Raw genomic sequence first — 23,008 nt, 5'->3', positions numbered from 1 at the left:
TCGCCGGCCTGAAGACCAACCAGATGGGCGCGCTGACCTCGGCCCAGATCGCCGCGTTCACGACGGCCCAGGTGGCCGCCATCGAAAGCGCCGACCTGGCCGTGCTGAAGTCGAACCAGATCGGCGCGCTGACCACCGCCCAGGTGGCCGGCCTGACCACGTCGCAGATCGCCGGCCTGTCGACCGCCCAGATCGGCGGTTTGAGCAGCGCGCAGATCGGCGCGCTGGGCACCGCCCAGGTCGCCGCGATCGAAACCAACGACCTGGCCGCGATGAAGACCGCCCAGATCGTCGGCCTGACCACCGCGCAGCTGGCGGCGCTGACCTCCGACCAGGCAGGCGCGCTGACCACCGCCGAGATCGCCGCACTGACCACCTCGCAAGTCGCCGGCCTGACGACCGACCAGATCGTCGGCCTGAAGACCAACCAGATGGGCGCGCTGACCTCGGCCCAGATCGCCGCGCTGAGCACCGCGCAAGTCGCCGCCATCGAAAGCGCCGACCTGGCCGTGCTGAAGTCGAACCAGATCGGCGCCTTGACCACCGCCCAGGTGGCCGGCCTGACCACGGCGCAGATCGCCGGCCTGAGCACCGCGCAAGTGGGCGGCCTGACCAGCGCCCAGATCGGCGCGCTGAGCACCGCCCAGGTCGCCGCCATCGAGACCAATGACCTGGCCGCGATGAAGACCAGCCAGATCGTCGGCCTGACCACCGCGCAGCTGGCGGCCCTGACCTCCGACCAGGCGGGCGCGCTGACCACCGCCGACATCGCCGCGCTGACCACCGCCCAGGTGGCCGGCCTGACCACGGCGCAGATCGCCGGCCTGAAGACCAGCCAGGTGGGGGCGCTGACCTCGGCCCAGCTGGCCGCGCTGAGCACCGCCCAGGTGGCCGCGTTCGAAAGCGCCGACCTGGCCGTGCTGAAGTCGAACCAGATCGGCGCGCTGACCACGGCGCAGATCGCCGGCCTGTCGACCGACCAGATCGCCGGCCTGTCGACCGCGCAGGTGGGCGGCCTGACCAGTGCCCAGATCGGCGCGCTGAGCACCGCCCAGGTGGCCGCGATCGAGACCCGCGACCTGGCCGCCATGAAGACGGCCCAGATCGTCGGCCTGACCACGGCGCAACTGGCCGCCCTGACCTCGGAGCAGGCGGGCGCGCTGACCACGGCCGACATCGCCGCGTTCACCACGGCCCAGATCGCCGGCCTGACCACGGCCCAGATCGCCGGCCTGAAGACCAGCCAGGTGGGTGCGCTCAGCTCGGTCCAGATCGCCGCGCTGACGACCGCCCAGGTGGCCGCCTTCGCATCGAGCGACCTGGCTGCGCTGAAGTCGAGCCAGATCGGTGCCCTGACGACGGCCCAGGTGGCCGCCATGTCGACCGACCAGATCGCCGGCCTGTCGACCGCCCAGGTCGGCGCGCTGACCAGCGCCCAGCTTGGCGCCCTGGGCACCGCCCAGGTCGCGGCGATCGAGACCAACGACCTGGCCGCGCTGAAGACGGCCCAGATCGTCGGCCTGACCACGGCGCAGCTGGCCGCCCTGTCCTCGACCCAGGCGGGCGCGCTGAGCAGCGCCCAGGTGGCCGCGCTGACCACCGCCCAGGTGGCCGGCCTGACGACCGACCAGATCGTCGGCCTGAAGACCAGCCAGGTGGGTGCGCTCACCTCGGCCCAGATCGCCGCGCTGAGCACCGCCCAGGTGGCGGCGTTCGAAAGCGCCGACCTGGCCGTGCTGAAGACCAGCCAGATCGGCGCCCTGACCACCGCCCAGGTGGCCGGCCTGTCGACGTCGCAAGTCGCCGGCCTGTCGACCGCGCAAGTCGGTGCGCTGACCAGCGCCCAGGTCGGTGCGCTGAGCACCGCCCAGGTGGCCGCGATCGAGACCAACGACCTGGCCGCGCTGAAGACGGCCCAGATCGTCGGCCTGACGACCGCCCAGATCGCCGCGCTGAGCTCGGCGCAGACCGGTGCGCTGAGCAGCGCCCAGGTCGCCGCGCTGACCACCGCCCAGGTGGCCGGCCTGACGACCGACCAGATCGTCGGCCTGAAGACCAGCCAGATCGGCGCGCTGACCAGCGCCCAGATCGCTGCCCTGGGTACCGCCCAGGTCGCCGCGATCGAGACCGCCGGCCTGGCCGGCCTGAAGACCAGCCAGATCGGCGCGCTGACCACCGCCCAGGTGGCCGGCCTGACGACCGCGCAGGTTGCCGGCCTGACCACCGGCCAGGTCGGTGGACTGACCACCGCGCAGATCGCCGGCCTGACCACGGCCCAGGTCGCGGCGATGGAAACCAACGACCTGGCCGCGCTGAAGACGGCCCAGATCGCCGGCCTGACCACCGCCCAGATCGCCGCCCTGAGCACCGCCCAGGCGAGCGCGCTGACCACGGCCGAGATCGCGGCCCTGGCGACCAGCCAGCTGGCCGGCCTGACGACCGACCAGATCGTGGCCCTGAAGACCGGCCAGGTCGCGGCCCTGACGTCGACCCAGATCGGCGCCCTGAGCACCGCCCAGGTCGCGGCGATCGAGACCGCCGACCTGGTGGCGCTGAAGACCGTCCAGATCGCCGCGCTGACCACCGCCCAGGTGGCCGGCCTGAGCACGACGCAGATCGCCGGCCTGACCACCGGCCAGGTCGGTAGCCTGACCACGGCCCAGATCGGCGCCCTGAGCACGGCCCAGGTCGCGGCGATGGAAACCAACGACCTGGCCGCGCTGAAGACGGCCCAGGTCGCCGGCCTGACCACGGCCCAGATCGCCGCACTGACCTCGAGCCAGGCGAGCGCGCTGACCACGGCCGAGATCGCTGCGCTGGCCACCAGCCAGCTGGCCGGCCTGACGACCGAGCAGGTCGTGGCGCTGAAGACCAACCAGGTCGCGGCCCTGACGTCGGTGCAGATCGGCGCGCTGGGCACCGCCCAGGTCGCGGCGATCGAGACCGCCGACCTGGTGGCGCTGAAGACCAGCCAGGTCGGTGCGCTGACCACGGCCCAGGTGGCCGCGCTGACCACCAGCCAGGTGGTCGGCCTGACCACCGGCCAGGTGGCCGCCCTGTCGACGGCGCAGCTGACCGCGTTCACGACGGCGCAGGTCGCGGCGATCGAGACGGTGGACATCGTGGCCCTGCGCACCACGCAGATCGCCGCGCTGACCACCAGCCAGATCTCCGGCCTGGGCACCAGCCAGATCGATGCGCTGACCACCGGCCAGATCAAGGCGCTGACCTCGTCCCAGGTGGCCGCGATGTCGACCGAGCAGGTCGCGCACCTGAAGTTCGGCACGCCGATCGTGCTCGACCTGAACGGCGACGGCGTCCACACCCGCAGCATCGACGCGGGCGTGCAGTTCGACCTGTTCGACACCGGCAGCAAGGTCGCGACCGGCTGGGCCGATGGCACCGACGGACTGCTGGCCCTGGATCGCAACGGCAACGGCGCGATCGACAGCGGTAGCGAGCTGTTCGGTTCCTCGACCGTGCTGGCCAACGGCCAGAAGGCTTCCAACGGCTACGACGCGCTGAAGGAGCTGGACGTCAATGGCGACGGCGTGATCGATGCCAAGGACGCGGCCTACGGCCAGCTGAAGGTCTGGGTCGATGCGAACGGCGACGGCGTCAGCCAGTCGGACGAGCTGAAGAGCCTGGCATCGCTGAAGATCGCGAGCATCGACGTCAATGCCGACAAGACCTCGGCCAAGGACGCGGGCAACTGGATCGGCATGCAGTCGACCTACACGAAGACCGACGGCAGCACCGGCGCCAGCGCCGACGTCTGGTTCGTCGCCGACAAGGCGGCCGCCACCCAGGCCCCGGCAGCCGCCGAGACCCTGCGCGGCAAGGTCGGCAACATGGTGCAGGCGATGGCGGCGTTCAACGCCACCGCCGCCGGCACCACGGCGGGCGGCTTGAACCTGCCGGACCTGTCGGGCGGCGCCAAGACCGGCATGCTGGCCTCGGTCGGCAGCATGGTCGACGCGATGAAGCAGTTCGACGCCAACGGCAACAAGTTCGGCGGCGCGAACGCGGCGATGACCTCGACCGCCGAGTCGCTGGCCAAGTCGGTCGTGCAGCCGAAGGACACCGGTTTCCTGACCACCGGCGGCAACAAGTAAGGCGGGACGCGCCGGACCGGTTCGCCGGTCCGGCGCCTGACGAAAAGGCAAGACCGTTATCGGTCTTGCCTTTTTTTGCATCTAAATTGCGACAAACGAAGAATAAAGGGGTGAATGCGGTGCTGCTCGGCAACAGTCCCCGCTGACAACGGAGTACTCTCTCGGTTTGCTGCACATCGCTTCTATTCGTACTCGGAATGGCCGACAACTATCCTCACACCACATTGCAATGCCTGACCGCCATCGCGCAGCACCATGGCCTGCAGGTCAATCCCGAACGACTGATCCATGACTACGCGCTGCGCGCGGAGGAGCCGTCGTCCGCGATGCTGCTGACCATGGCCGCAGGCATCGGCCTGAAGGCCAAGGCGACGCGCCTGACGGTCGAGAAGCTGCTGGGGCAGAAGGGCGTGTTCCCGCTGCTTGCGCGCATGAAGGACGGCAACAGCGTGATCGTCGTCGGCGCCCGCGTCGACGACGGCGCCATGCTGGCCATCCTCGATCCGCTGGGCGACCTGGGCGTCGTGAAAATGATCGACGCGCCGTCGTTCAACGCCCTGTGGAGCGGCGAGGTCGTGTTCCTCAAGCGCACCCACAAGGGGGCCGACGCGCGCGTGCCGTTCGGCCTGCGCTGGTTCATTCCGGAAATCCTGCTGCAGAAGGCCGCGTTCCGCGACATCGCCATCGCCGCGATGGCGATGAACCTGCTCGCGCTGGCGTCGCCGATCTTCTTCCAGCTCGTGATCGACAAGGTGCTGGTCCACCGCAGCATCTCCACGCTGTGGGTGCTGGCCGCCGGCATCTGCATCGCGCTGGCGTTCGAGGCCACCTTCGGCTTCATGCGCCAGATCCTGACCTTGTGGGCGACCAACAAGATCGACATCCGCCTCACGCGGCGCACCTTCGCCCATCTGCTGTCGCTGCCGATCGATTATTTCGAGACCACGTCGGCCGGCGTGATCGTGCGCCACATGCAGCAGATGGAAAAGATCCGCCACTTCCTCACCGGGCGCATGTTCTTTACCGCGCTCGACCTGACGGCGCTGCTGGTACTGCTGCCGATCCTGTTCAGCTACTCGATGAAGCTGGCGCTGATCGTGATGCTGTTCACGCTGCTCATCAGCGTGATCGTCGCCGTCATGGTGCCGCCGTTCCAGCGCCGCCTGAGCGACCTGTATACGGCCGAGGGCCAGCGCCAGGCGCTGATGGTCGAGACCATCCACGGCATGCGCACCGTGAAGGCGCTGGCGATCGAGCCGATGCAGCGGCGCACCTGGGACCAGCGCTCGGCGCACTCGATGAACATGCAGTTCCGCGTCGGCCAGATCTCGATCGCCGGCAATGCCATCACCGACCTGCTGGGCAAGCTGCTGCCGGTGGCGATCATCGTGATCGGCGCCCAGGACGTGTTCGACCAGACCCTGTCGGTCGGCGCCCTGATCGCCTTCCAGATGCTGTCCGGCCGCGTCAGCGGCCCGCTGATCGCGCTGGTCGGCCTGGTCAACGAATACCAGGAGACGGCGCTGTCGGTGCGCATGCTGGGCGAAGTCATGAACCGCGCGCCGGAAGGGCGTAGCGGCGGCGGCCTGCGCCCCGAACTGCGCGGCAACATCGCCTTCGACAACGTCGTGTTCCGCTATCCGAACGCGCAGAACAATGCGCTCGACCGCGCCACCTTCGAGATCAGGGAGGGCAGCGTGATCGGCATCGTCGGCCGCAGCGGCTCGGGCAAGACCACGATCACCAAGGTCATCCACGGCCTGTACAAGATCCAGGAAGGCATCGTGCGCTTCGACGGCGTCGACGCGCGCGAGATCGACCTGGCGCACCTGCGGCGCCAGGTCGGCGTGGTATTGCAGGAAAACTTCCTGTTCCACGGCACGGTGCGCGAGAACATCGCCGCCACCATGCCCGAAGCCGACTTCGAGGCGATCGTCGAAGCGGCGCGCGCCGCCGGCGCCGACGAATTCATCGAACGCATGCCGCAGGGCTACGACACGATGCTCGAAGAGAATGCCTCGAACCTGTCGGGCGGGCAGAAGCAGCGCCTGTCGATCGCGCGCGCCCTGCTGGCCAAGCCGCGCATCCTCGTGCTCGACGAAGCGGCCAGCGCGCTCGATCCGGAAAGCGAGGCGATCTTCATGCAGAACCTGTCGCGCATCGCCGTCGGCCGCACCGTGATCATGGTGTCGCACCGCCTGTCGACGCTGGTGAACGCCGATGCGATCCTGGTCATGCAACGCGGCTCGCTGATGGACGCGGGCCGCCACGAAGAACTCCTGACGCGCTGCTCAACCTACATTCAATTATGGAACCAGCAAACAAGTCATCTGTAAAAGCGCTCGACCCGACCGAGGTCGAGTTCCTGCCGGACGCCGACGAGATCGAGCGCCGTCCGCTGCCGCCCTATGCCCGCATCACCATCCACGCGCTGGCCGCGATGATGCTGTGCTTCCTGGTGTGGGCGGCCGTGGCCCAGGTCGACGAAGTGGTCAAGGCCCAGGGGCGCCTGACTACGCCGTCCGCCAACATCGTCGTGCAGCCGATCGAGACCTCGATCATCCGCTCGATCGACGTGCGCATCGGCCAGGTGGTCAAGAAGGGCGAACGCCTGGCCACGCTCGACCCGACCGACGCCGACGCCGACCAGGCCCAGCTGCGCCTGAAGTTCGACAGCCTCGACACCCAGGTCAAGCGCCTGGAAGCCGAGCTGGCCGGCAGGCGGGCGCCGGCGGAGACGGCCGGCGCCACGGCCGACACGCTGCTGCAGGACAAGCTGGCCGGCGAGCGCCGTGCCAACTTCGAGGCGCAGATGGCGCGCCTGGACCAGAACATCGCGCGCGCGCGCGCCGCGCTGGAAACCAATCTGCGCGACCAGCAGGCGCTGGGCGACCGCACCAGGTCGTTGCGCGAGGTCGAGTCGATGCAGGAAAGCCTGGTGGCGCAGAAGTTCGGCGCCAAGGCCAGCCTGCTGGACGCGCGCAACAAGCGCATGGAGGTCGAGCGCGACTACATCCTGAGCAAGAACCAGGAACCGGAGGTGCGGCGCGAGCTGGCCGGCCTGGAAGCGGAGAAGCGCGCCTTCGTCAATGGCTGGCGCCAGAAGATCATCGAGGACATGCTGGCGCTGACGCGCGACCGCGACGCCACCGCCGAGCAGCTCAAGAAGGGCACGCTGCGCCACAACATGGTGGTGTTGACCGCGCCGGTGGACGCCATGGTGCAGGACATCGCCAAGCTGTCGCAGGGGTCGGTGGCGCAGGCGGCCGAGCGCATGTTCACGCTGGTGCCGATCGGCGCCGCGCTGGACGCCGAGGTGCAGATCGATTCGCTCGACGTCGGCCACGTCAAGCCGGGCGACGAGGTGCACATCAAGCTCGACGCCTTCCCGTTCCAGAAGCACGGCACGCTCGACGCGCGTGTGCGCACGCTCAGCGAGGACGCGTTCAAGCGCGAGACCCCGAACGCGGCCGCGGGCACCGACGCCTACTACGTCAGCCGCATCGACCTGGGCAAGGCCGGTTTGAAAAACATGGAGCCGCAGGCGCGCCTGCTGCCGGGCATGACGCTCACGGCCGAGATCGTGGTCGGCAAGCGCACCGTGCTGTCCTACCTGCTGTGGCCGCTGACCAAGGGGCTGGACGAGGCCATCCGCGAGCCTTGACGCCGCCCGGTACGGTAGAATGCCGGGGCCGTACCCGGCATGAAGAAAGGGTAGATTGATGAATTCCGTCGCGATGCTGGAGAATCCGGCAGACATCTGTTTCGAAAAGATCCGCTGGCAGCCGGTGCTGTTCGCGCAGAAGCTCAGCAGGCTGGCCCTGCTGTCGCTGAAGCCGCGCTGGCCGTGCGCGAACGTGTCGGTGCGCGTGTACCGCAACTATGCGTTCGAGCTGGTGGCCGGCAGCATCGGCCCGTTCATGGCCTACTACGAGCGCCGTCCGGTCTTTTCCTATTCCGACTACGACGACAGCCTGTCGTTCGCCGACTTCGCACCGGCCGACGTGGCCGTGGTGGCGCTCAACTTCGAGCGCTTCCGCGCGCGCTTCGCGCCCGAGGCGCTGGCCGCCTGGCTGGCGGGGCGCCTGCAGGCGCTGCGCGACCTTGGCCAGCCGGTCGTCCAGGTGCACAACTGGGATGCCCACGACGGCGCCGCCGCCGCCTTCAACCGCGCGCTGGCCGCCCACGTGGCCGCCATGCCCGGCGTGCACCTGTGCGACCTGCAGGCGGTCGCCGCGGCGGTGGGCGACGGCTACGTCGAGCGCAAGCAGGACCTGACCGGCACCCACATCAGCGCCCAGGGCGGCCTGGAGGCGGCGCGCTGGTTCGGCCTGCGCTGGCTCGCGGCCAGCGCGGCGCCGCTGGTCAAGGCCGTCGTCGTCGACCTCGACAACACCCTGTACCAGGGCGTGCTGGGCGAGGACGGCGTGCAGGGCGTGGCGCTGACGCCCGGCCACGCGCGCCTGCAGCAGCGCCTGGCGGCGCTGAGCGCCGACGGCATCTTCGTCGGCATGGCCAGCCGCAACGAGGCCGAGGACGTGACCCAGCTGTTCGCCGGACGCGCCGACTTCCCGCTGCAGGCCGCCCACATCTCGGCCCGGGTCGTCAACTGGCAGCCCAAGTCGGACAACCTGGCGCTGATCGCCGCGCAGCTGCGCATCGGCCTGGACAGCATCGTCTTCGTCGACGACAACCCGGGCGAACTGGCCGAGGTCTGCACGCGCCATCCGCAGCTGCGCGCGATCCACGCCGGCAACGACGGCGCCGACACCGCGGCGGCGCTGGACTGGTATCCCGGCCTGTTCCGCTGGAACGTGTCGGACGAGGACCGCCTGCGCGTGCAGGACCTGAAGGCGGCCGGCCAGCGCGCGGCGCTGGGCGCCGCGGCGGGCGCCGACCACGGCAGCTACGTCCGTTCCCTGAATACCGTGCTGCGCGTCGCCCTGAACCGTCCCGCGGACGTGGCGCGCCTGGCCGAGCTGTCGGTCAAGACCAACCAGTTCAACCTGAACCTGCTGCGCCTGGGCGCGGCCGACGTGCAGCGCTACCAGGAGCGGGGCGCGACCGTGTCGGTCGGCATGGCCGACAATATCTCGGACAGCGGCATGATCGCGTCCCTGCTGTTTTCCTTCGAGGACGACGCGGTGGTGCTGGACGAAGCCTGCATCAGCTGCCGCGCCCTGGGCCGCGGCCTGGAAAACCTGATGCTGATCGCGGCGCTGCGCGCCGTGGCCGGCGCGCGCGCCTTCACGCAGGTGCGCTTCCGGTACGCGACCGGACCGCGCAACGGGCCGGCCAGGAAGTGGCTGGAAGACCTGGCGGGCGCCGCGCTGGACGAGCAGGGTAGCCTGGCGATCCCGCTGGACACGCTGCTCGCGCTGGACAACGCCGAGGCGCTCAACGTCCGCATTGACTACTTTGGAACCCAACCATGAACATCGAAGACACCGTCGCATCCATCCTGTCCGCAGCCCTCGAAACCAGCGTCGCGCCCGACGCCGGCCTGGTGCGCGAGAACACGCCCAGCTGGGACTCGCTCAAGCACGTCGAGATCATCTTCATGATCGAATCCGAATGCGGCATCTCGGTGCCGCAGGAAGCATTCGGCAACCTCGTGTCCCAGCAAGCGATCGTCGACTACGTACGCCATGCCCAAGCTGCTTGAACCCGTCGCCGGCTACGGCTTCCGCCTGCGCCCGATCACCCAGGACGACGCCGCCTTCGTCGTCGAGCTGCGCACGGCGCTGGCCGATGCGCGCTACCTGCACCCGATTTCCCCCGACGTCGAACCGCAACGCCAGTGGATCGCCGGCTACGAAGCGCGCGAGGGCGACTATTACTTCATCGTCGAGCGCGAGAAGGACGGTTACCCGGAAGGCACGATCGGCATCTACGACGAACAGGACGGGCAGGCCGAGTGGGGGCGCTGGATCCTGCGCCGCAACTCGCTGGCGGCGCCGGCCAGCGTGGCGCTGGCCTACCGCTACGCCTTCGAGACGCTGGGCCTGCGGCGCCTGTACTGCCGCACGGTGGCGGACAACAAGCCGGTCGTGTCCTTCCACGCCTCGACCGGGCTGGCGACCTCGCAGCCGCGCATGGAAAAGCTGTTCCGCCTGAACGGCGTCGACTACGACGCGGTCGAGCAGGAAGTCACGGCGGCCACCTGGCCGGCGGTGGCGAAGAAGCTGGCCATGCATGCCTCCTTCATCGAAAGGAAGCTGGGCTGATGCGCACCTTCCACCACCTGGGCATCGCCTGCAAGTCGATCGAGCGCGAGGAAGCCGTGTACGCGAGCCTGGGCTACGTGCGCGAAGGCGAGCGTTTCGTCGATCCGCTGCAGGGCGTGCGCGGCAGCTTCATGACCGGCGACGGCCCGCGCATCGAGCTGCTGGAAAACCTGCCCGACAGCACCACGCTGGCGCCATGGCTGGCCAAGGGCGTGCGCGTCTACCACATGGCCTACCTGGCCGACGACTTCGATGCCGAAGTCGAGGTCGCGCTGCGCGCGGGCTGGAAGATGATGCGCGCGCCGCTGCCGGCGATCGCCTTCGGCGGGGCGCGCGTGTGCTTCCTGATGATGCCGAACATGCAGTTGATCGAGCTGGTCGAACGGAAGCACGGCTAGGCCGTCGCCCGGCCTGCGCCGGGGCGACGCGCGGCTACAGTCCCGCGCAGGCAGCGCGCACCGCCGCCGCCACCTGCTGCGCCTGCTCCGGCGTCATGGTCGGCCCGATCGGCAGGCTCAATACCTCGCGATGGATCGCCTCGGCGATCGGGAAATCGCCTTCCTTGAAGCCAAGGTCCGCATAGGCCTGCTGCAGGTGCGGCGCGATCGGGTAGTGGACGATGGTGCCGATGCCCTGTTCGGCCAGTCTTGCGGCCAGGGCGTCGCGGCGCGCGTGGCGCACCACGTACAGGTGCCACACCGGTTCGGCCCAGTCGGGCACGTGCGGCAGGCCCAGGCCGTCGATGCCGGCCAGTTCGCGGTCGTACACGGCGGCGATGGCGCGGCGCGCATCGTTGCCGGCGTCCAGCGTGGCCAGCTTGGCCGACAGGAAGGCCGCCTGCAGCTCGTCCAGGCGCGAATTGAAACCCTGCACCAGGTTGTGGTACTTCTTCTGCGAACCGTAGTTGCGGTAGGTGCGCACGATGCCGTCCAGCGCGTCGTCGTCGGTCGTCACCCCGCCGCCGTCGCCCAGCGCGCCCAGGTTCTTGCCCGGGTAGAAGCTGAACGCGGCCGCGTGGCCCAGGCTGCCGGCGCGGCGGCCCTTGTAGCGCGCGCCGTGCGCCTGCGCGGCGTCCTCGATGAGTTTCAGGCCGTGCTGGTCGGCCAGCGCGCGCAGCGGGTCCATGTCGGCCGGCTGGCCGTACAGGTGCACCGCGACGATCGCGCGCGTGCGCGGCGTGAGCGCCGCTTCGACCAGCGCCGGGTCGAGGTTGAACGTGGCCTCGATCGGTTCCACCGGCACCGGCGTCGCGCCGCACTGGCTGACCGCGAGCCAGGTCGCGATGAAGGTATTCGACGGCACGATCACCTCGTCGCCCGCCTGGATGCCGTAGCCCTTCAGGGTCAGCATGATCGCGTCCAGGCCGTTGGCCACGCCGATGCCGTGGCGCGCCCCGCAGTAGGCGGCGAAGTCCTGTTCGAAGCGCTCGACTTCCTTGCCGAGGATGTACCAGCCGGACTCCAGCACGCGCCGGAACGCGGCCTGCAGGTCGTCGGCGTGGGCGAGGTTGATCGCCTTCAGGTCGAGGAAGGGAATGGTCATGGCTGGGCCTTGTCTGCATCGTGACGGCGCACCATGGCGGCGAACTCGTCGTAGTCGTAGTAGTAGTCGGACTTGTCGAACTTGGTGGACGCCATCACGAGGCAGACGCCGCCGGACGAGAAGTTCTCGACCTCGCGCCACATCATCTTCGGGATGTACAGCCCGTAGTACGAGCGGTTCAGGTGGAATTTCCGGCGCTGGTAGCCGTCGTCGACGATCACGTCGAAGCTGCCCGACATCGCGATCATCAGCTGCTGCAGCTCGACGTGGCCGTGGCCGGCGCGCGCCGAGCCGCCCGGCACGTCGTACAGGTAGTACACGCGCTCGATGTCGAACGGGACGTGGATGCCGCCTTCGACGACCGACAGGTTGCCGCGCGGGTCCGCGTGCTTGGGAAGGTCGATGATCCTGCACTGGTCCATCATAGCCATGGTGCTCAGTCCTTCAAGGGTTGGATGTACGCCAGGTAGCGCTCGTACGACTGCGGAATCTGCGGGAACACCTCGCGCAGCCTCAGGTAGACGCCATGCACCTGGTCCTGCACCGCCAGCAGTTCCTGCGTGCTGACGACGCCGGTCGCATGGGCCGCCGGCAGCAGGTCGATGTAGTCGGAGAAGCAATAGCCGAAGTTGGGGTTGGCGTTCGGATTCGAGTTCGACTGCAGCACCGGGTCGCGCCGGAAGTAGCTGAGCTCCTCGTCGATGTAGAACGCCGAGCCGCCGGCGGCCAGGTTGATGTAGGCGGCCAGGTCGGCCAGGCCGGGGCTGCAGTCGTGCGGGCCGACGGCGAACAGGCGGTGCGGGCCGATCTCCCACAGCTTGGCGCGGCGGAACATGATCGAGGTGAATTCGCCGATGAAGTTGCGCATGCCCAGCGTGACGTCGCGCTGCATGGCCAGGCCGCTCATGCTGCCCGACACCTGGAACGGCCGGCGCGTCTCCACGCGCAGGTTGCGCGCGTCGATCACCTGGCTGGCCGAGAACACCAGCTGGACGTCCGGATGCTCCAGCGCCACCGACACCATGCGCTCGACGCAGAAGGGGTGCAGGAGGTCGTCGTCGAACAGCGGCTTGATCAGGTCGCCCTTGCCGGAGAACAGGGTGGAGATCACGTTCTGTTCGCGGATGGCGGTGTTGCGCTGGTAGATCACGCCGGGAAAGCGCGCGCAGATCTCGCGGATCGCCTCGGTCGGACAGTTGTCGCTGACGAGGATCTCGGTGTTCGGATACGTCTGGCCGATGGCCGAGCGCAGGCATTGCTCGAAGTGTTCCGGCTTGTACGAGGGGATGACGATGCTGACTTTGGGCAGGGACATGATGGATCCGGGTTGGGCGGCGCTCGGGTGGCGCTCAGGTGGCGATCGCGCGCACCAGGTATTGATAGGGAAGCGCGTCCTGCTCGGCCAGCGCGGGATCGGCGCCGGCCGCCTGGGCCAGCTGGCGGATCGCGGCCAGCACGGCTTGCGGCGGCTCCTGCGCGTTCACGGCGCGCATCTCGAGCACGCCGAAGCCGCATTCCTGCAGCAGGGCCGCGAGCGTGGCGCGGGTGAACGGATGGCGGTCGCGCGCGCGCTGGTCCGGCGTGCCGGAAGCGAGCAGGGCCTGCGCCAGCCAGTGCTGGGCATTGTCCACGCACAGCACCAGTTCCACGCGCCCCAGCGCCTGCTGGCGCAGCCGGCGCAGGAAGGCGGCGGGATCGCGCAGGCGTTCCAGCGTGGCGGGGAACAGCCAGCACTGGGCCGGCGCCACCTGCTGCCAGGCGGCGGCGCCGAGCTGCTCCGGATCGGCGGCGATGACGGCCGTGCTCCAGCCGGCGGCGGGTTGCGGCGCGATCGCCGTGAAGTGGCTGCGCGGCGCCTGCGCGCGCCAGGCCTGGGCCAGCGTGTCGCCACCCACCTCGACGACGCTGTGCATGCCGGGGCGCATCAGCGCCAGCATGCCGGCCTGCTGCACGCCGAGGTCGTCCGGCCGCGGCACGATGCGTTCGCGCGGCGCGTCCGCGCCGTCGCTGGCCGGCACCCCGGCCGGGCGCTTGACCACCGACGCCAGCAGGTCCTCGTAGTCGCGCACGAAGCGCGGCGTGTCGAACAGCGGGCTGGCGTCGCGGTTGGCGGCCAGGCGCGCGCGCAGCCGCGCCAGGCGCTCCCGGTCGCCGGCCAGCGCGACCGCCAGGTCCTCGTAGTCCTGCAGCGTGTGCGTCACCAGTTCCGGCAGGCCGACCGCGTGCAGCAGGCTGCCCGCCATGCGCGAGCAGAAGGTCTGGCCGGCCCAGGTCAGCACCGGCAGGCCGGCCCACAGGGCGTCGCTGGCGGTGGTGCCGCCGTTGAACGGATTGGTGTCCAGGAACAGGTCGGCCACGCAAAAGCGCGCCAGGTAGTCGGCCGGCGCCACGCGCGCCGCGAACACCAGGCGGGCGCCGTCGATGCCGCGCGCCCCGGCCTCGCGCACGAGGTTGGCGCGCGTGGCCTCGGAGTCGGCCACGATCCACAGCACGCTGTCCGGCACGCGCGCCAGGATGCGCATCCAGGCGTCGAACACCTCCGGCGTGACCTTGAAGCTGCTGTTGAAGGAGCAGAACACCAGCTTGTCTTCCGGCAGGCCGCAGGCCGCGCGCGTGGGCACGGGGCCGATCGCGCGCTGGCGGTCGTTGATCTGGAAGGTGTGCGGCATGCGCAGCGGCTTCTCGACGAAGTGCGGCTCCAGTTCGGGCGGCAGCACGAAGGCGTCGGACACGACGTAGTCGACGCCCGGGATCGCCGTCGGGCCGGGGAAGCCCAGCCAGGTCAGCTGCACCGGCGCGGGCTTCCAGCCCAGGATGTCGACGCGCGAACCCAGCGTCAGGCCGTGCAGGTCGACCAGCACGTCGATCTCGTGCGCGCGGATGCAGCGCGCCGCTTCCTCGTCGCTCATGTGGTCGATGCGGATGTAGTGGTCCATCGCGCCGACCACGCGCGCGCGCAGCGGCGAATTGTCCTCGCGGCTCCAGGAGAAGGCATAGACCTCGACGCGCTCGCGGTCGTGCAGCTCGTACAGCTCGGCCGTCAGGATCGACACCGCGTGCGAGCACAGGTCCGAGGACAGGTAACCGACACGCATGCGCTGGTGCGCATAGCCCTCGGGCGCGGCCAGCGGGGTGGCGCCGGCATGGGCCTTCTCTTCGATGAAATGGCGCGAGGCGGCCAGCTGCGCGGCGGGATCGTGCGAGGCGCCCAGCATGGCCAGCGCCGAGGTATGGCGCTGCAGCTGCTCGACCGTCACCCGGCCGACCGGCTGGTACAGCGGCCACAGGCACAGCTTCTGGCGCAGGTGCACCCAGTGCGTGATCACCTTCGGCTGGTCCGGGTCGAGTTCGAGGCTGCGCGTCAGGTAGTCCAGCGCTTCCGGCAGCAGCTTGCGTACCTCGCTCAGGCGGCCCAGGTTGTTCAGTGCCTGCAGGTGCAGCGCGGGCCGCGCCGGCAGGTCCGGCACGTCGGTGAGGATGTCCCGCCACGCGGCCAGCGCATCGTCCGGGCGGCCCATGCGTTCGTATTGCGAGCCGAGGTTCAGGCGCGCCTCGACGAAGCCGGGATGCAGGGCGATGGCCTGCCGGTAGTCGCGCACCGCGCCGTCGTGGTCGGCGAGCGCGCCGCGCGTGACGGCGAGGTTGAACCAGGCCGCGTAGGCCAGCGGCGAGCGGGTGTGCGCCAGCCAGGCTTCGTACAGGCCGACCGCCGCCTGCGCCGCGCCACCGTCGAGCAGCGCCTGCGCTCCCTGGAACAGTTCGGCCAGCGGCAACGCGCCGCGTTCGGCCTGGCGCATCAATGCATCGTGGGGCGCGGGAAGGCTCATCCTGGGGTCGTCTCTCGGGTCGGATTCAAGGAAGCGTAATCATACTCCGTAGATGTTGGCCAAGCGAAGGTTTGTGGCTTGTGGGCAACCAAAACGCGCTGCGTCACAAGGCGGTTTTGTCACGATTTTGCCGTTATTGCAGCATGCAGTTTGTTGTTTGGCATGATTCGGCTGTGCTATCCTTGGCCGGCTTCATCCATCCCCACACGCGACGTTTGCAATCCGACATGCGCGTCCGCCCAGCACGATCGACCCGGCAGCAGGATCATCCGCATGGTACCGTAGGCGGACCGGCACCTGCGCGCCAATTCATGAAGACACCGCATGCGAATTTCCCGTCGGAACGCCGGTGTTTCGACGAACAATGAGGAGCTAGTAACAATGATCGACGCCAATACCCTGGCCCAGTGGAGCGTGATCCGCGCGATGCAGGAGATCGAGGCGCATCCCGAATGGGACGCGCAGCAGCAGGCGAAGCTGTACCTCGACTGGCTCGCCGCCGGCCCGCACGGCGATGCCTACGCCGCGCACTACAACCTGGGGGCGCTGTACCAGAACGGCGGCCGCCTGGCCGAGGCCGAGGAACAGTACCGGGCCGCGTTGCGCCTGGTCGACCTGCCGGCGGCGCGGTTCAACCTGGGACTGCTGATGGAGCAGGGCGGCCGCCCATACGAAGCGCTGGGCGAATGGCAGGCCCTGCTGCCGGCGGCGGCGCAGTCGCCCGGGACGGCGCCCGACCAGCTCGGCCTGCAGGCGTTGTCGGCATCGATCGGCGTGGCGCGCCGCCTGGGCCAGCCGGCGCGCCTGCAGGGCCTGCTGGAACTGAGCCTGGCGCTGCAGCCGGAACAGCCGCAGGTGGGCGAGGAACTGGCCGCGCTGCGCGGCGCCGGCCCCGTGCCGGGAGCGGACGATGCCGTCATCTACGTGCTGGCCGTGTGCTTCAACGAAGCCAAGATCCTGCCGTTCTTCCTCGACCACTACATCAAGTTCCTGGGCGCGAAGAAAGTCATCCTGCACGACGGCGGCAGCACCGACGGCACCGCGGAGATCGCGGCGCGCTATCCGGAGGTGGAACTCATCGTCAAGGTCAGCGAGAAGCTCGACGACCGCGAACTGATGGCGATCCGCAACGAGGCATGGAAGACCTACCGCGACGAGTGCGACTGGATGATCGTCGGCGACGTCGACGAATTCCTGTACCACCCGCGCATGCGCGACAAGCTGGCCGAGTTCAAGCGCGACGGCGTGACGCTGCCGATGGTCGAGGGCTTCGAGATGCGCTCGAAGGAATACCCGCGCTACCAGCCGGGCCGCTACCTGTTCGAGCTGGTCCACACCGGCCTGGCGAACCCGCAGTACTCGAACAAGAACCTGATCTTCGATCCGAAGATCGACATCAACTACTCGCTGGGCTGCCACAACTGCAACCCGACCGGCCCGGTCAAGCGCAGCAGCACCTTCGTCTTCAAGAACCTGCATTACTCGATGCTGTCGCACGAGATCATCGTGGAAAAGTCGCGTCGCTCGGCGGCGCGCCTGAGCGACTGGAACAAGGAAACCAATGCCGGCTTCCACTACCAGCTGAACGCGGCCATGCCGCGCGCCGACTACAACCGCTGGTTCGCCGGGGCGTCCGACGTGGTGGCGCCGCGCCAGCGCCCGGCCCTGCAGCGCCCCGTGTTCGACGCCGTGCTGCAGCACCTGTTCATGCTCGACGAGAACGCCGTCGTCGTGGAACTGGGCGCGGCGCCGGGCTTCGGCCGCGGCGGCGACAGCGGCTCGACCGAGCTGCTGGCCTGGTACGTCCACGGCTATGCCGGCAGCTTCACGAGCGTCGAGGCCGACCCGCTGCTGCGCCGCCACGTCGCCCACAGCCTGGCCGGGCGCGGCCTGGGCCTGAACGTCGCCGTGGCCGCGCCGGGCGACGCGCTGCCGGCCGGGATCGACCTGCTGGTCGTGAACAGCGTCGACTACCTGGGGGACGACGCCGACCGCGCCCGCTGCCGCCAGGCCGCGCTGGAAGCCTTCCAGGCCGTCGAGCCGCAGCTGGCCGACGAGGCCGTGGTCGTGCTCGACGGGATCGAGGACGGCGACGCCGCCGGCAAGTTCGCGCAGCTGGTGCCTTACCTGAAGGCGCAGGGCTACGTGGCGCGCAACGGCGGTTATGCGGTCGCGTTCTCGAAGCAGCCCTTGAAGACGGCTTGATAAGTCGTCCCGGCCGGGACCCGATCTCTACGCGTTTCGGCAGCGCATGCGAATTGGGCCCCGGCCTGCGCCGGGGCGACGTGCGGGCGTAGCAGGCCTACTCCGCCTGCCGCGTCGCCTCCAGTTTCTCCAGGTCGAAACCCCGGCTGCGCAGGCGCGCCAGCAGGGCGTCGTAGGCCGCGCGCGGCACCGCCGGCGTGCGCGCCAGGATCCACAGGTATTCGCGCTTCGGCTCGCTGACCGCTGCAAGCGTGTAGTCCGGGTCGAGGTCGACCACCCAGTAGTCTCCCCACACCATCGGCAGGAACGACAGCCAGGCGGGCGCGAAGCGCACCTGCAGCACGGCGGACGTGGGCGCGCCCACCTGGCGCGCGCTGCCGACCGCGGTATCCGGCCGGCCGTCGGCGCGCAGGCAGCGGTTCACCACCCGCACGGTCTTGTCCGGTTCCAGCGTGTAGGTGGCGGTCGTCGAGGACGCGCATTGCTTCTGGAAGCGGTTGGGGTACTTGGCGATCTCGTACCAGGTGCCCATGTAGCGCGGCACGTCCAGCGACGGGATCGCGGCCACCGGCGGCGCCGGTTCGGCCGCGGCGGCGGCGGTGGCTGCGCAGCAGAACAGCGCCGGCAGCAGGAAGCGGATCATCGTGGACAGGGACATCGTGGGCAGTGACATCGTGGACAGGGGCATCGTACGGCGGCTCGGCGTGGTCATGATTGTATGTTATCCCGGCGCGGGCGCGGGCGGCGCCGGATTGTCGAGCATCTGGGCGATGTCCGGGTCCTGGGCGAAGGCCTCGGCGAACCAGGACACGAAGCGGTTGACCTTGAGCGAGGGCCGGCGCGCCGGCTGGTACACCACGTTCAGCGGCAGCGACGGCAGGCGGAAGTCCGTCAGGATCGGTTTCACGCGGCCGGCGCGGATGTCGGCGCCGTAGATCCACAGGGTCGAGTAGCTGATGCCCAGGCCCTCGCACACGGCCTGGCGCGTCGCTTCCGAGGTGTTCGACTGGAAGCGCCCGTTGACGCGCACCGCCAGCGGCTTGCCGGCGTCGTCCAGGAACGTCCATTCGTTGGCATTGGCCAGGCCCGTGTACAGCACGCAGTGGTGGTCGGCCAGTTCGCGCGGATGGCGCGGCTCGCCATGGCGCGCCAGGTAGGCGGGCGACGCCAGCACGGCGCGGTGGGCGTTGCCGATGCGGCGCGCCACCAGGCGGCTGTCCTTCAGTTCGCCGACGCGGAAGGCCACGTCGACCCCGGCCGCCACCAGGTCGACGAAGGCGTCGTCGAGCACCAGGTCGAGGCGGATGTGCGGGTAGCGCTCGTAGAACGCCGGCAGGCGCGGCACGATGTGCAGGCGACCGAAGGCGGACGGCGCCGACACCCGCAGCAGGCCGGAAATGTCCTGCTCGGCGCGCTGCACCTCGATGCGCGCCTCGTCCAGCGTGTCGAGCACCTGGCGGCAGCGTTCGTAGTAGAGCTGGCCGGCCTCGGTCAGCGAATGGCTGCGCGTCGAGCGCACCAGCAGGCGCGCGCCGAGCAGGGTTTCCAGCGCCTGCACCTGCTTGCTGATGGCCGACTGCGTCGTCATCCCCTCGCGCGCCACCGCCGAAAAGCTGCCGCTTTCCACCACGCGGCAAAAGGTTTCCATCAGGCGTAGTCGGTCCATCGCATCACCCATTCCGGTCGGGAATAAATCATATCACCGTACACCACTATTTCATCCGCCCGGGAATGGGCATAATGCTCGCATGCACGGGGCCGCTACGCCGCAGGATCGGCGAACGCGGCCCTTTCATTGTCTTTGCCGAAAGGATGCACGAGATGACCGCACCAGATTCCCATCCGCTGTTCCAGCCCACCCGCATCGGCGACATCGAGGTCGCCAACCGCATCGTCATGGCGCCGCTGACGCGCAGCCGCGCGGACGAGGCTGCCGGCGACGTGCCGGGCAGCCCGATGAACGTCGAGTACTACCGCCAGCGCAGCAACGCCGGCCTGATCATCAGCGAGGGCACCCAGGTCTCGCCGGTGGGCAAGGGCTACATGGCGACCCCGGGCATCTATTCGGACGCCCAGGTCGAAGGCTGGAAGCCGATCACCGCGGCCGTGCACGCCGCCGGTTCGAAGATCGTGGCGCAGATCTGGCACGTCGGCCGTATCACGCACCCGGCGCTGACCGGCGGCGCGCAGCCGCTGGCGCCGTCCGCCGTGCAGCCGAAGACCACCGCCTACACCCGCGCGGGCAAGGTCGACGCGCCGGTCCCGCACGCGCTGAGCGAGGACGAGATCCGCCTGGTCGTCGACGAATACCGCCGGGGCGCCGCCAACGCGATCCGTGCCGGTTTCGACGGCGTCGAGATCCACGGCGCCAACGGCTACCTGGTCGACCAGTTCCTGCGCGACGGCGCGAACCAGCGTACCGACCGCTACGGCGGCTCGATCGAGAACCGCGCCCGCTTCGCGCTGGAAGTCGTGGATGCCGTGGCCGCCGAGATCGGCGCCGGCCGCGTCGGCATCCGCCTGTCGCCGGTGACGCCGTCGAACGACGCCAGCGACAGCGATCCGCAAGCCATCTTCGGCTACCTGGTCGAACGGCTGAACGAGCGCGGCATCGCCTTCATCCACTTCGTCGAAGGCGCGACCGGCGGCGCGCGCGACCTGCCGGGCTTCGACTTCGCCTGGGCGCGCAAGGCCTTCAAGGGCACCTACATCGCCAACAACGGCTACACCCGCCAGATGGCGCTGGACGCCGTGGCCTCCGGCGCGGCCGACGCGGTCGCCTTCGGCCGCGCCTACATCGCCAACCCGGACCTGGTGCAGCGCCTCAAGCTGGACGCGCCGCTGAACGCGCCGAATCCGCAGACCTTCTATACCTTCGGGGAAGAGGGCTATACCGATTATCCGGCGCTGGACAAGGCGGCCTGACGGGCGCCTGGCCCGCGTACCGCACAGCGAACGGCGCCCTCGGGCGCCGTTTTTTGTCATACTCGCGGCGTCGACCATACCGCGAGTGATCCATGCGCATCCTGCTTGCCGAAGACGACGCCTCCCTCGGCGACACCATCCAGGCCTGGCTGCGCCTGGACCAGCACGCCGTCGACTGGGTGCGGCGCGGCGATTCCGCCCAGACCGCGCTGGCGACCCACCGCTACGACTGCGTGCTGCTCGACCGCGGCCTGCCGGGGCTGTCCGGCGACGCCCTGCTGGCCGCGCTGCGCGCCGGGGGAGAGCAGGTGCCCGTGATCCTGATCACCGCCTTCAACGCGCTGGCCGACCGCGTCGAGGGCCTGGACCTGGGCGCCGACGACTACCTGGTGAAACCGTTCGAGCTGGAAGAACTGTCGGCGCGCATCCGCGCCGCCGTGCGGCGCAGCGCCAGCCGCGCCGGCAACGAGCTGGCCCATGCCGGCATCGTCCTCAACCTCGACACGCGCCAGGCCGGCATCGACGGTCGGCCGGTGGCGCTGACGGCGCGCGAATACCACGTGCTGTACGCGCTGCTGCTGCGCCGCAACGGCATCGTGACCCGCGCCCAGATCGAGGAAACGCTGTACGGCTGGGGCGAGGAGGTGGAAAGCAATGCCATCGAGGTCCACATCCACAACCTGCGCAGGAAGCTTGGCAGCGACAGCATCGTTACCGTGCGCGGCCTCGGCTACCGGCTCAAGGACGATGGCTGACGTGGCGACCCACGCGGCCGATGCCCGCCCATGGTCGCTGCGGCGGCGCCTGCTGGCCGCCATCCTGTCCGCCAGCGCCGTGCTGTGGCTGGCGGGCCTGGGCATCTTCGCCGCGGTCGCCTGGCACGAGACCAACGACGTGTTCGACGACGCGCTGGAAGAATCGGGCTACATGATCATGGCCGCCACCACCGACTGGAACGAGCGCGGCCTGCTGGCCCGGCTGGACGGCGGCGCCGGGCCGGCGCGCAAGGTCGACATGCAGTACCAGATCGTCGCCGGCGGGCGGGTGATCCAGCGCACCGCCGGCGCGCCCGCGGCGCCCTTCGTCGCCGGCGCGGCCGGCGCCGACGACGACGGCTTCGTGGACGCCGTCGCCGCCGGCCAGCGCTGGCGCGTGTTCGTCGTCCGCGACGACCGGCGCCATGTCGCCGTGCAGGTCGGGCAGCGCCAGGACAAGCGCTTCGACATCCTGGAGGAACTGGCCGAATCGCTGTGGGCGCCCGCGCTCGGCGTGCTGGTCCTGCTGGCGCTGGCCTGCTGGCTCGTGACCGGCCGCGTGCTGGCGCCGCTGCGGCGCACGGCGGCGGCCATCGCGGCCAAGACGCCGGACGACCTGGCGCAGGTCGATGCCGGCGGCCAGCCGCGCGAACTGCTGCCGCTGGTCGCGGCGTTGAACGGCGTGCTGGCGCGCCTGGACACGGCGCTGCAGGCCGAGCGCCGCTTCACGGCCGACGCCGCGCACGAGCTGCGCACGCCGCTGGCGGGGCTGGACATGCATGCGCAACTCCTGCAGCGCCAGCATCCGGAACTGGCCGCGCCGTTTCGCAAGCTGCGCCAGGACATCGGCCGCGTCACCGCGCTGGTCGACAGCCTGCTGGCGCTGGCCCGCCTGGATCCGCTGGCGCGTGAACAGCTGGTGCGCCAGCCGGTGGCGCTGGCCCCACTGCTGGAGCGCCTGCTGGCCGCGTACGGCCAGCAAGCGCAGCGGCGTGGTATCCGCCTGGCCGTGCGGTGCGAGCTGGACACCGTCCACGCCGACCCGCAGATGCTGGAGATGGCGCTGCGCAACCTCGTCGACAATGCCTTGCGCTACTGCCCGGACGGCAGCCGTGTCGAGATCGTCGCCTGCCGGCACGGCGGATGCGAGCGCATCGCCGTGCGCGACGACGGCCCCGGCGTCGACGCGGCCAGCCGGCGCCGGCTGGCCGAGCGTTTTTTCCGCGTGCTCGGCAACGAGGCCGGCGGCAGCGGGCTTGGCCTGTCGATCGTCAAGCGGATCGCCGACCTGCATGGCGCCGCGCTCGCCTTCGGGCCGGGCCTGGAGGGACGCGGGCTGGCCGTGACGCTGGATTTGCCGGTCGCGGAACCCGGCGCACCTTAAGACAGGGTTAATGTCCGGATCGTGTAAT

Annotated in this window: 17 protein-coding genes; 11 read left to right on the top strand and 6 right to left on the bottom strand. The window is 69.7% G+C overall.

Annotated elements, in window-relative coordinates:
* From QZ749_RS03480 to QZ749_RS03450, 7 genes are all read left to right on the top strand, one after another.
* Nucleotides 1-4,115: beta strand repeat-containing protein (locus tag QZ749_RS03480; protein WP_373896777.1), on the top strand; the 4,115-nt coding region annotated here is incomplete at its 5' end.
* A 197-nt stretch (nt 4,116-4,312) separates the two neighbouring features.
* Nucleotides 4,313-6,451 (top strand): peptidase domain-containing ABC transporter, encoded by a 2,139-nt coding sequence (locus QZ749_RS03475; protein ID WP_296943266.1) that lies wholly within the window; start codon nt 4,313-4,315, stop codon nt 6,449-6,451.
* Nucleotides 6,424-7,779, top strand: a complete 1,356-nt coding sequence (locus QZ749_RS03470) for an HlyD family type I secretion periplasmic adaptor subunit (RefSeq protein ID WP_296943263.1) — start codon at nt 6,424-6,426, stop codon at nt 7,777-7,779. Before QZ749_RS03475 ends, QZ749_RS03470 begins: the two co-directional genes overlap by 28 nt.
* A gap of 58 nt (nt 7,780-7,837) precedes the next feature.
* Nucleotides 7,838-9,550 carry an HAD-IIIC family phosphatase gene (locus tag QZ749_RS03465; protein WP_296943260.1) on the top strand — a complete coding sequence of 571 codons (1,713 nt, stop codon included), beginning with the start codon at nt 7,838-7,840 and terminating at the stop codon, nt 9,548-9,550.
* A complete protein-coding gene (locus QZ749_RS03460) occupies nt 9,547-9,780 on the top strand; it encodes an acyl carrier protein (RefSeq protein ID WP_296943257.1) in 234 nt (77 codons plus the stop codon). Before QZ749_RS03465 ends, QZ749_RS03460 begins: the two co-directional genes overlap by 4 nt.
* Entirely contained in the window at nt 9,764-10,342 is a 579-nt protein-coding gene (locus QZ749_RS03455) for a GNAT family N-acetyltransferase (RefSeq protein ID WP_296943254.1), read from the top strand. Before QZ749_RS03460 ends, QZ749_RS03455 begins: the two co-directional genes overlap by 17 nt.
* Complete coding sequence (locus QZ749_RS03450; RefSeq protein ID WP_296943252.1) at nt 10,342-10,740, top strand: VOC family protein; 399 nt, start codon at nt 10,342-10,344, stop codon at nt 10,738-10,740. The genes QZ749_RS03455 and QZ749_RS03450 overlap by 1 nt, the downstream gene beginning before the upstream one ends.
* A 34-nt stretch (nt 10,741-10,774) precedes the next feature.
* Here the strand turns inward: QZ749_RS03450 and QZ749_RS03445 are convergent, their stop codons facing one another.
* Genes QZ749_RS03445 through QZ749_RS03430 form a run of 4 tightly spaced genes read right to left on the bottom strand, consistent with a single transcriptional unit; the run spans nt 10,775 to nt 15,711 of the window.
* Nucleotides 10,775-11,884, bottom strand: coding sequence for a DegT/DnrJ/EryC1/StrS aminotransferase family protein (locus QZ749_RS03445; RefSeq protein WP_296943250.1), 1,110 nt, complete (start codon nt 11,882-11,884; stop codon nt 10,775-10,777).
* On the bottom strand, nt 11,881-12,315 hold the full coding sequence (locus tag QZ749_RS03440; RefSeq protein ID WP_296943248.1) for an FdtA/QdtA family cupin domain-containing protein: 435 nt from the start codon (nt 12,313-12,315) through the stop codon (nt 11,881-11,883). The genes QZ749_RS03445 and QZ749_RS03440 overlap by 4 nt, the downstream gene beginning before the upstream one ends.
* Before the next feature lie 5 nt (nt 12,316-12,320).
* Nucleotides 12,321-13,199 carry a glycosyltransferase family A protein gene (locus QZ749_RS03435; RefSeq protein WP_296943246.1) on the bottom strand — a complete coding sequence of 293 codons (879 nt, stop codon included), beginning with the start codon at nt 13,197-13,199 and terminating at the stop codon, nt 12,321-12,323.
* Nucleotides 13,200-13,233: 34 nt separating this feature from the next.
* Nucleotides 13,234-15,711, bottom strand: coding sequence for a tetratricopeptide repeat protein (locus QZ749_RS03430; protein WP_296943244.1), 2,478 nt, complete (start codon nt 15,709-15,711; stop codon nt 13,234-13,236).
* A gap of 381 nt (nt 15,712-16,092) precedes the next feature.
* Between QZ749_RS03430 and QZ749_RS03425 the strand changes: the two genes are divergently transcribed.
* Nucleotides 16,093-17,916 carry a glycosyltransferase family 2 protein gene (locus QZ749_RS03425; RefSeq protein ID WP_296943242.1) on the top strand — a complete coding sequence of 608 codons (1,824 nt, stop codon included), beginning with the start codon at nt 16,093-16,095 and terminating at the stop codon, nt 17,914-17,916.
* A 97-nt stretch (nt 17,917-18,013) separates the two neighbouring features.
* Here the strand turns inward: QZ749_RS03425 and QZ749_RS03420 are convergent, their stop codons facing one another.
* Both QZ749_RS03420 and QZ749_RS03415 read right to left on the bottom strand, forming a co-directional pair.
* The gene (locus QZ749_RS03420; RefSeq protein ID WP_296943240.1) at nt 18,014-18,574 is read right to left on the bottom strand and encodes a lipocalin family protein; all 561 of its coding nucleotides are present in this window, start codon (nt 18,572-18,574) and stop codon (nt 18,014-18,016) included.
* A gap of 63 nt (nt 18,575-18,637) precedes the next feature.
* Nucleotides 18,638-19,582, bottom strand: a complete 945-nt coding sequence (locus QZ749_RS03415) for a LysR family transcriptional regulator (protein WP_296943239.1) — start codon at nt 19,580-19,582, stop codon at nt 18,638-18,640.
* 155 nt (nt 19,583-19,737) lie between these two features.
* Between QZ749_RS03415 and QZ749_RS03410 the strand changes: the two genes are divergently transcribed.
* From QZ749_RS03410 to QZ749_RS03400, 3 genes are all read left to right on the top strand, one after another.
* Entirely contained in the window at nt 19,738-20,841 is a 1,104-nt protein-coding gene (locus QZ749_RS03410) for an alkene reductase (RefSeq protein WP_296943238.1), read from the top strand.
* A gap of 92 nt (nt 20,842-20,933) precedes the next feature.
* Nucleotides 20,934-21,596 carry a response regulator transcription factor gene (locus QZ749_RS03405; protein WP_296943236.1) on the top strand — a complete coding sequence of 221 codons (663 nt, stop codon included), beginning with the start codon at nt 20,934-20,936 and terminating at the stop codon, nt 21,594-21,596.
* A complete protein-coding gene (locus QZ749_RS03400) occupies nt 21,589-22,980 on the top strand; it encodes an ATP-binding protein (RefSeq protein WP_373896775.1) in 1,392 nt (463 codons plus the stop codon). Before QZ749_RS03405 ends, QZ749_RS03400 begins: the two co-directional genes overlap by 8 nt.
* Nucleotides 22,981-23,008: the final 28 nt, after the last annotated feature.

This window comes from uncultured Massilia sp. (assembly GCF_913773735.1).
In the GTDB taxonomy this organism is placed as follows: Bacteria; Pseudomonadota; Gammaproteobacteria; order Burkholderiales; family Burkholderiaceae_D; genus Telluria.
The sequence above is the reverse complement of the archived record's forward strand: the minus strand, read 5'-3'. Positions and strand labels throughout refer to the sequence as shown.

Excerpts from the sequence above, each read along its gene's own strand:
- QZ749_RS03475 (WP_296943266.1), top strand. The coding sequence starts at position 4,313 with ATGGCCGACAACTATCCTCACACCACATTGCAATGCCTGACCGCCATC.
- QZ749_RS03470 (WP_296943263.1), top strand. The coding sequence starts at position 6,424 with ATGGAACCAGCAAACAAGTCATCTGTAAAAGCGCTCGACCCGACCGAG.
- QZ749_RS03465 (WP_296943260.1), top strand. The coding sequence starts at position 7,838 with ATGAATTCCGTCGCGATGCTGGAGAATCCGGCAGACATCTGTTTCGAA.
- QZ749_RS03460 (WP_296943257.1), top strand. The coding sequence starts at position 9,547 with ATGAACATCGAAGACACCGTCGCATCCATCCTGTCCGCAGCCCTCGAA.
- QZ749_RS03455 (WP_296943254.1), top strand. The coding sequence starts at position 9,764 with ATGCCCAAGCTGCTTGAACCCGTCGCCGGCTACGGCTTCCGCCTGCGC.
- QZ749_RS03450 (WP_296943252.1), top strand. The coding sequence starts at position 10,342 with ATGCGCACCTTCCACCACCTGGGCATCGCCTGCAAGTCGATCGAGCGC.
- QZ749_RS03445 (WP_296943250.1), bottom strand. The coding sequence starts at position 11,884 with ATGACCATTCCCTTCCTCGACCTGAAGGCGATCAACCTCGCCCACGCC.
- QZ749_RS03440 (WP_296943248.1), bottom strand. The coding sequence starts at position 12,315 with ATGGCTATGATGGACCAGTGCAGGATCATCGACCTTCCCAAGCACGCG.
- QZ749_RS03435 (WP_296943246.1), bottom strand. The coding sequence starts at position 13,199 with ATGTCCCTGCCCAAAGTCAGCATCGTCATCCCCTCGTACAAGCCGGAA.
- QZ749_RS03430 (WP_296943244.1), bottom strand. The coding sequence starts at position 15,711 with ATGAGCCTTCCCGCGCCCCACGATGCATTGATGCGCCAGGCCGAACGC.
- QZ749_RS03425 (WP_296943242.1), top strand. The coding sequence starts at position 16,093 with ATGATCGACGCCAATACCCTGGCCCAGTGGAGCGTGATCCGCGCGATG.
- QZ749_RS03420 (WP_296943240.1), bottom strand. The coding sequence starts at position 18,574 with ATGTCCCTGTCCACGATGATCCGCTTCCTGCTGCCGGCGCTGTTCTGC.
- QZ749_RS03415 (WP_296943239.1), bottom strand. The coding sequence starts at position 19,582 with ATGGACCGACTACGCCTGATGGAAACCTTTTGCCGCGTGGTGGAAAGC.
- QZ749_RS03410 (WP_296943238.1), top strand. The coding sequence starts at position 19,738 with ATGACCGCACCAGATTCCCATCCGCTGTTCCAGCCCACCCGCATCGGC.
- QZ749_RS03405 (WP_296943236.1), top strand. The coding sequence starts at position 20,934 with ATGCGCATCCTGCTTGCCGAAGACGACGCCTCCCTCGGCGACACCATC.
- QZ749_RS03400 (WP_373896775.1), top strand. The coding sequence starts at position 21,589 with ATGGCTGACGTGGCGACCCACGCGGCCGATGCCCGCCCATGGTCGCTG.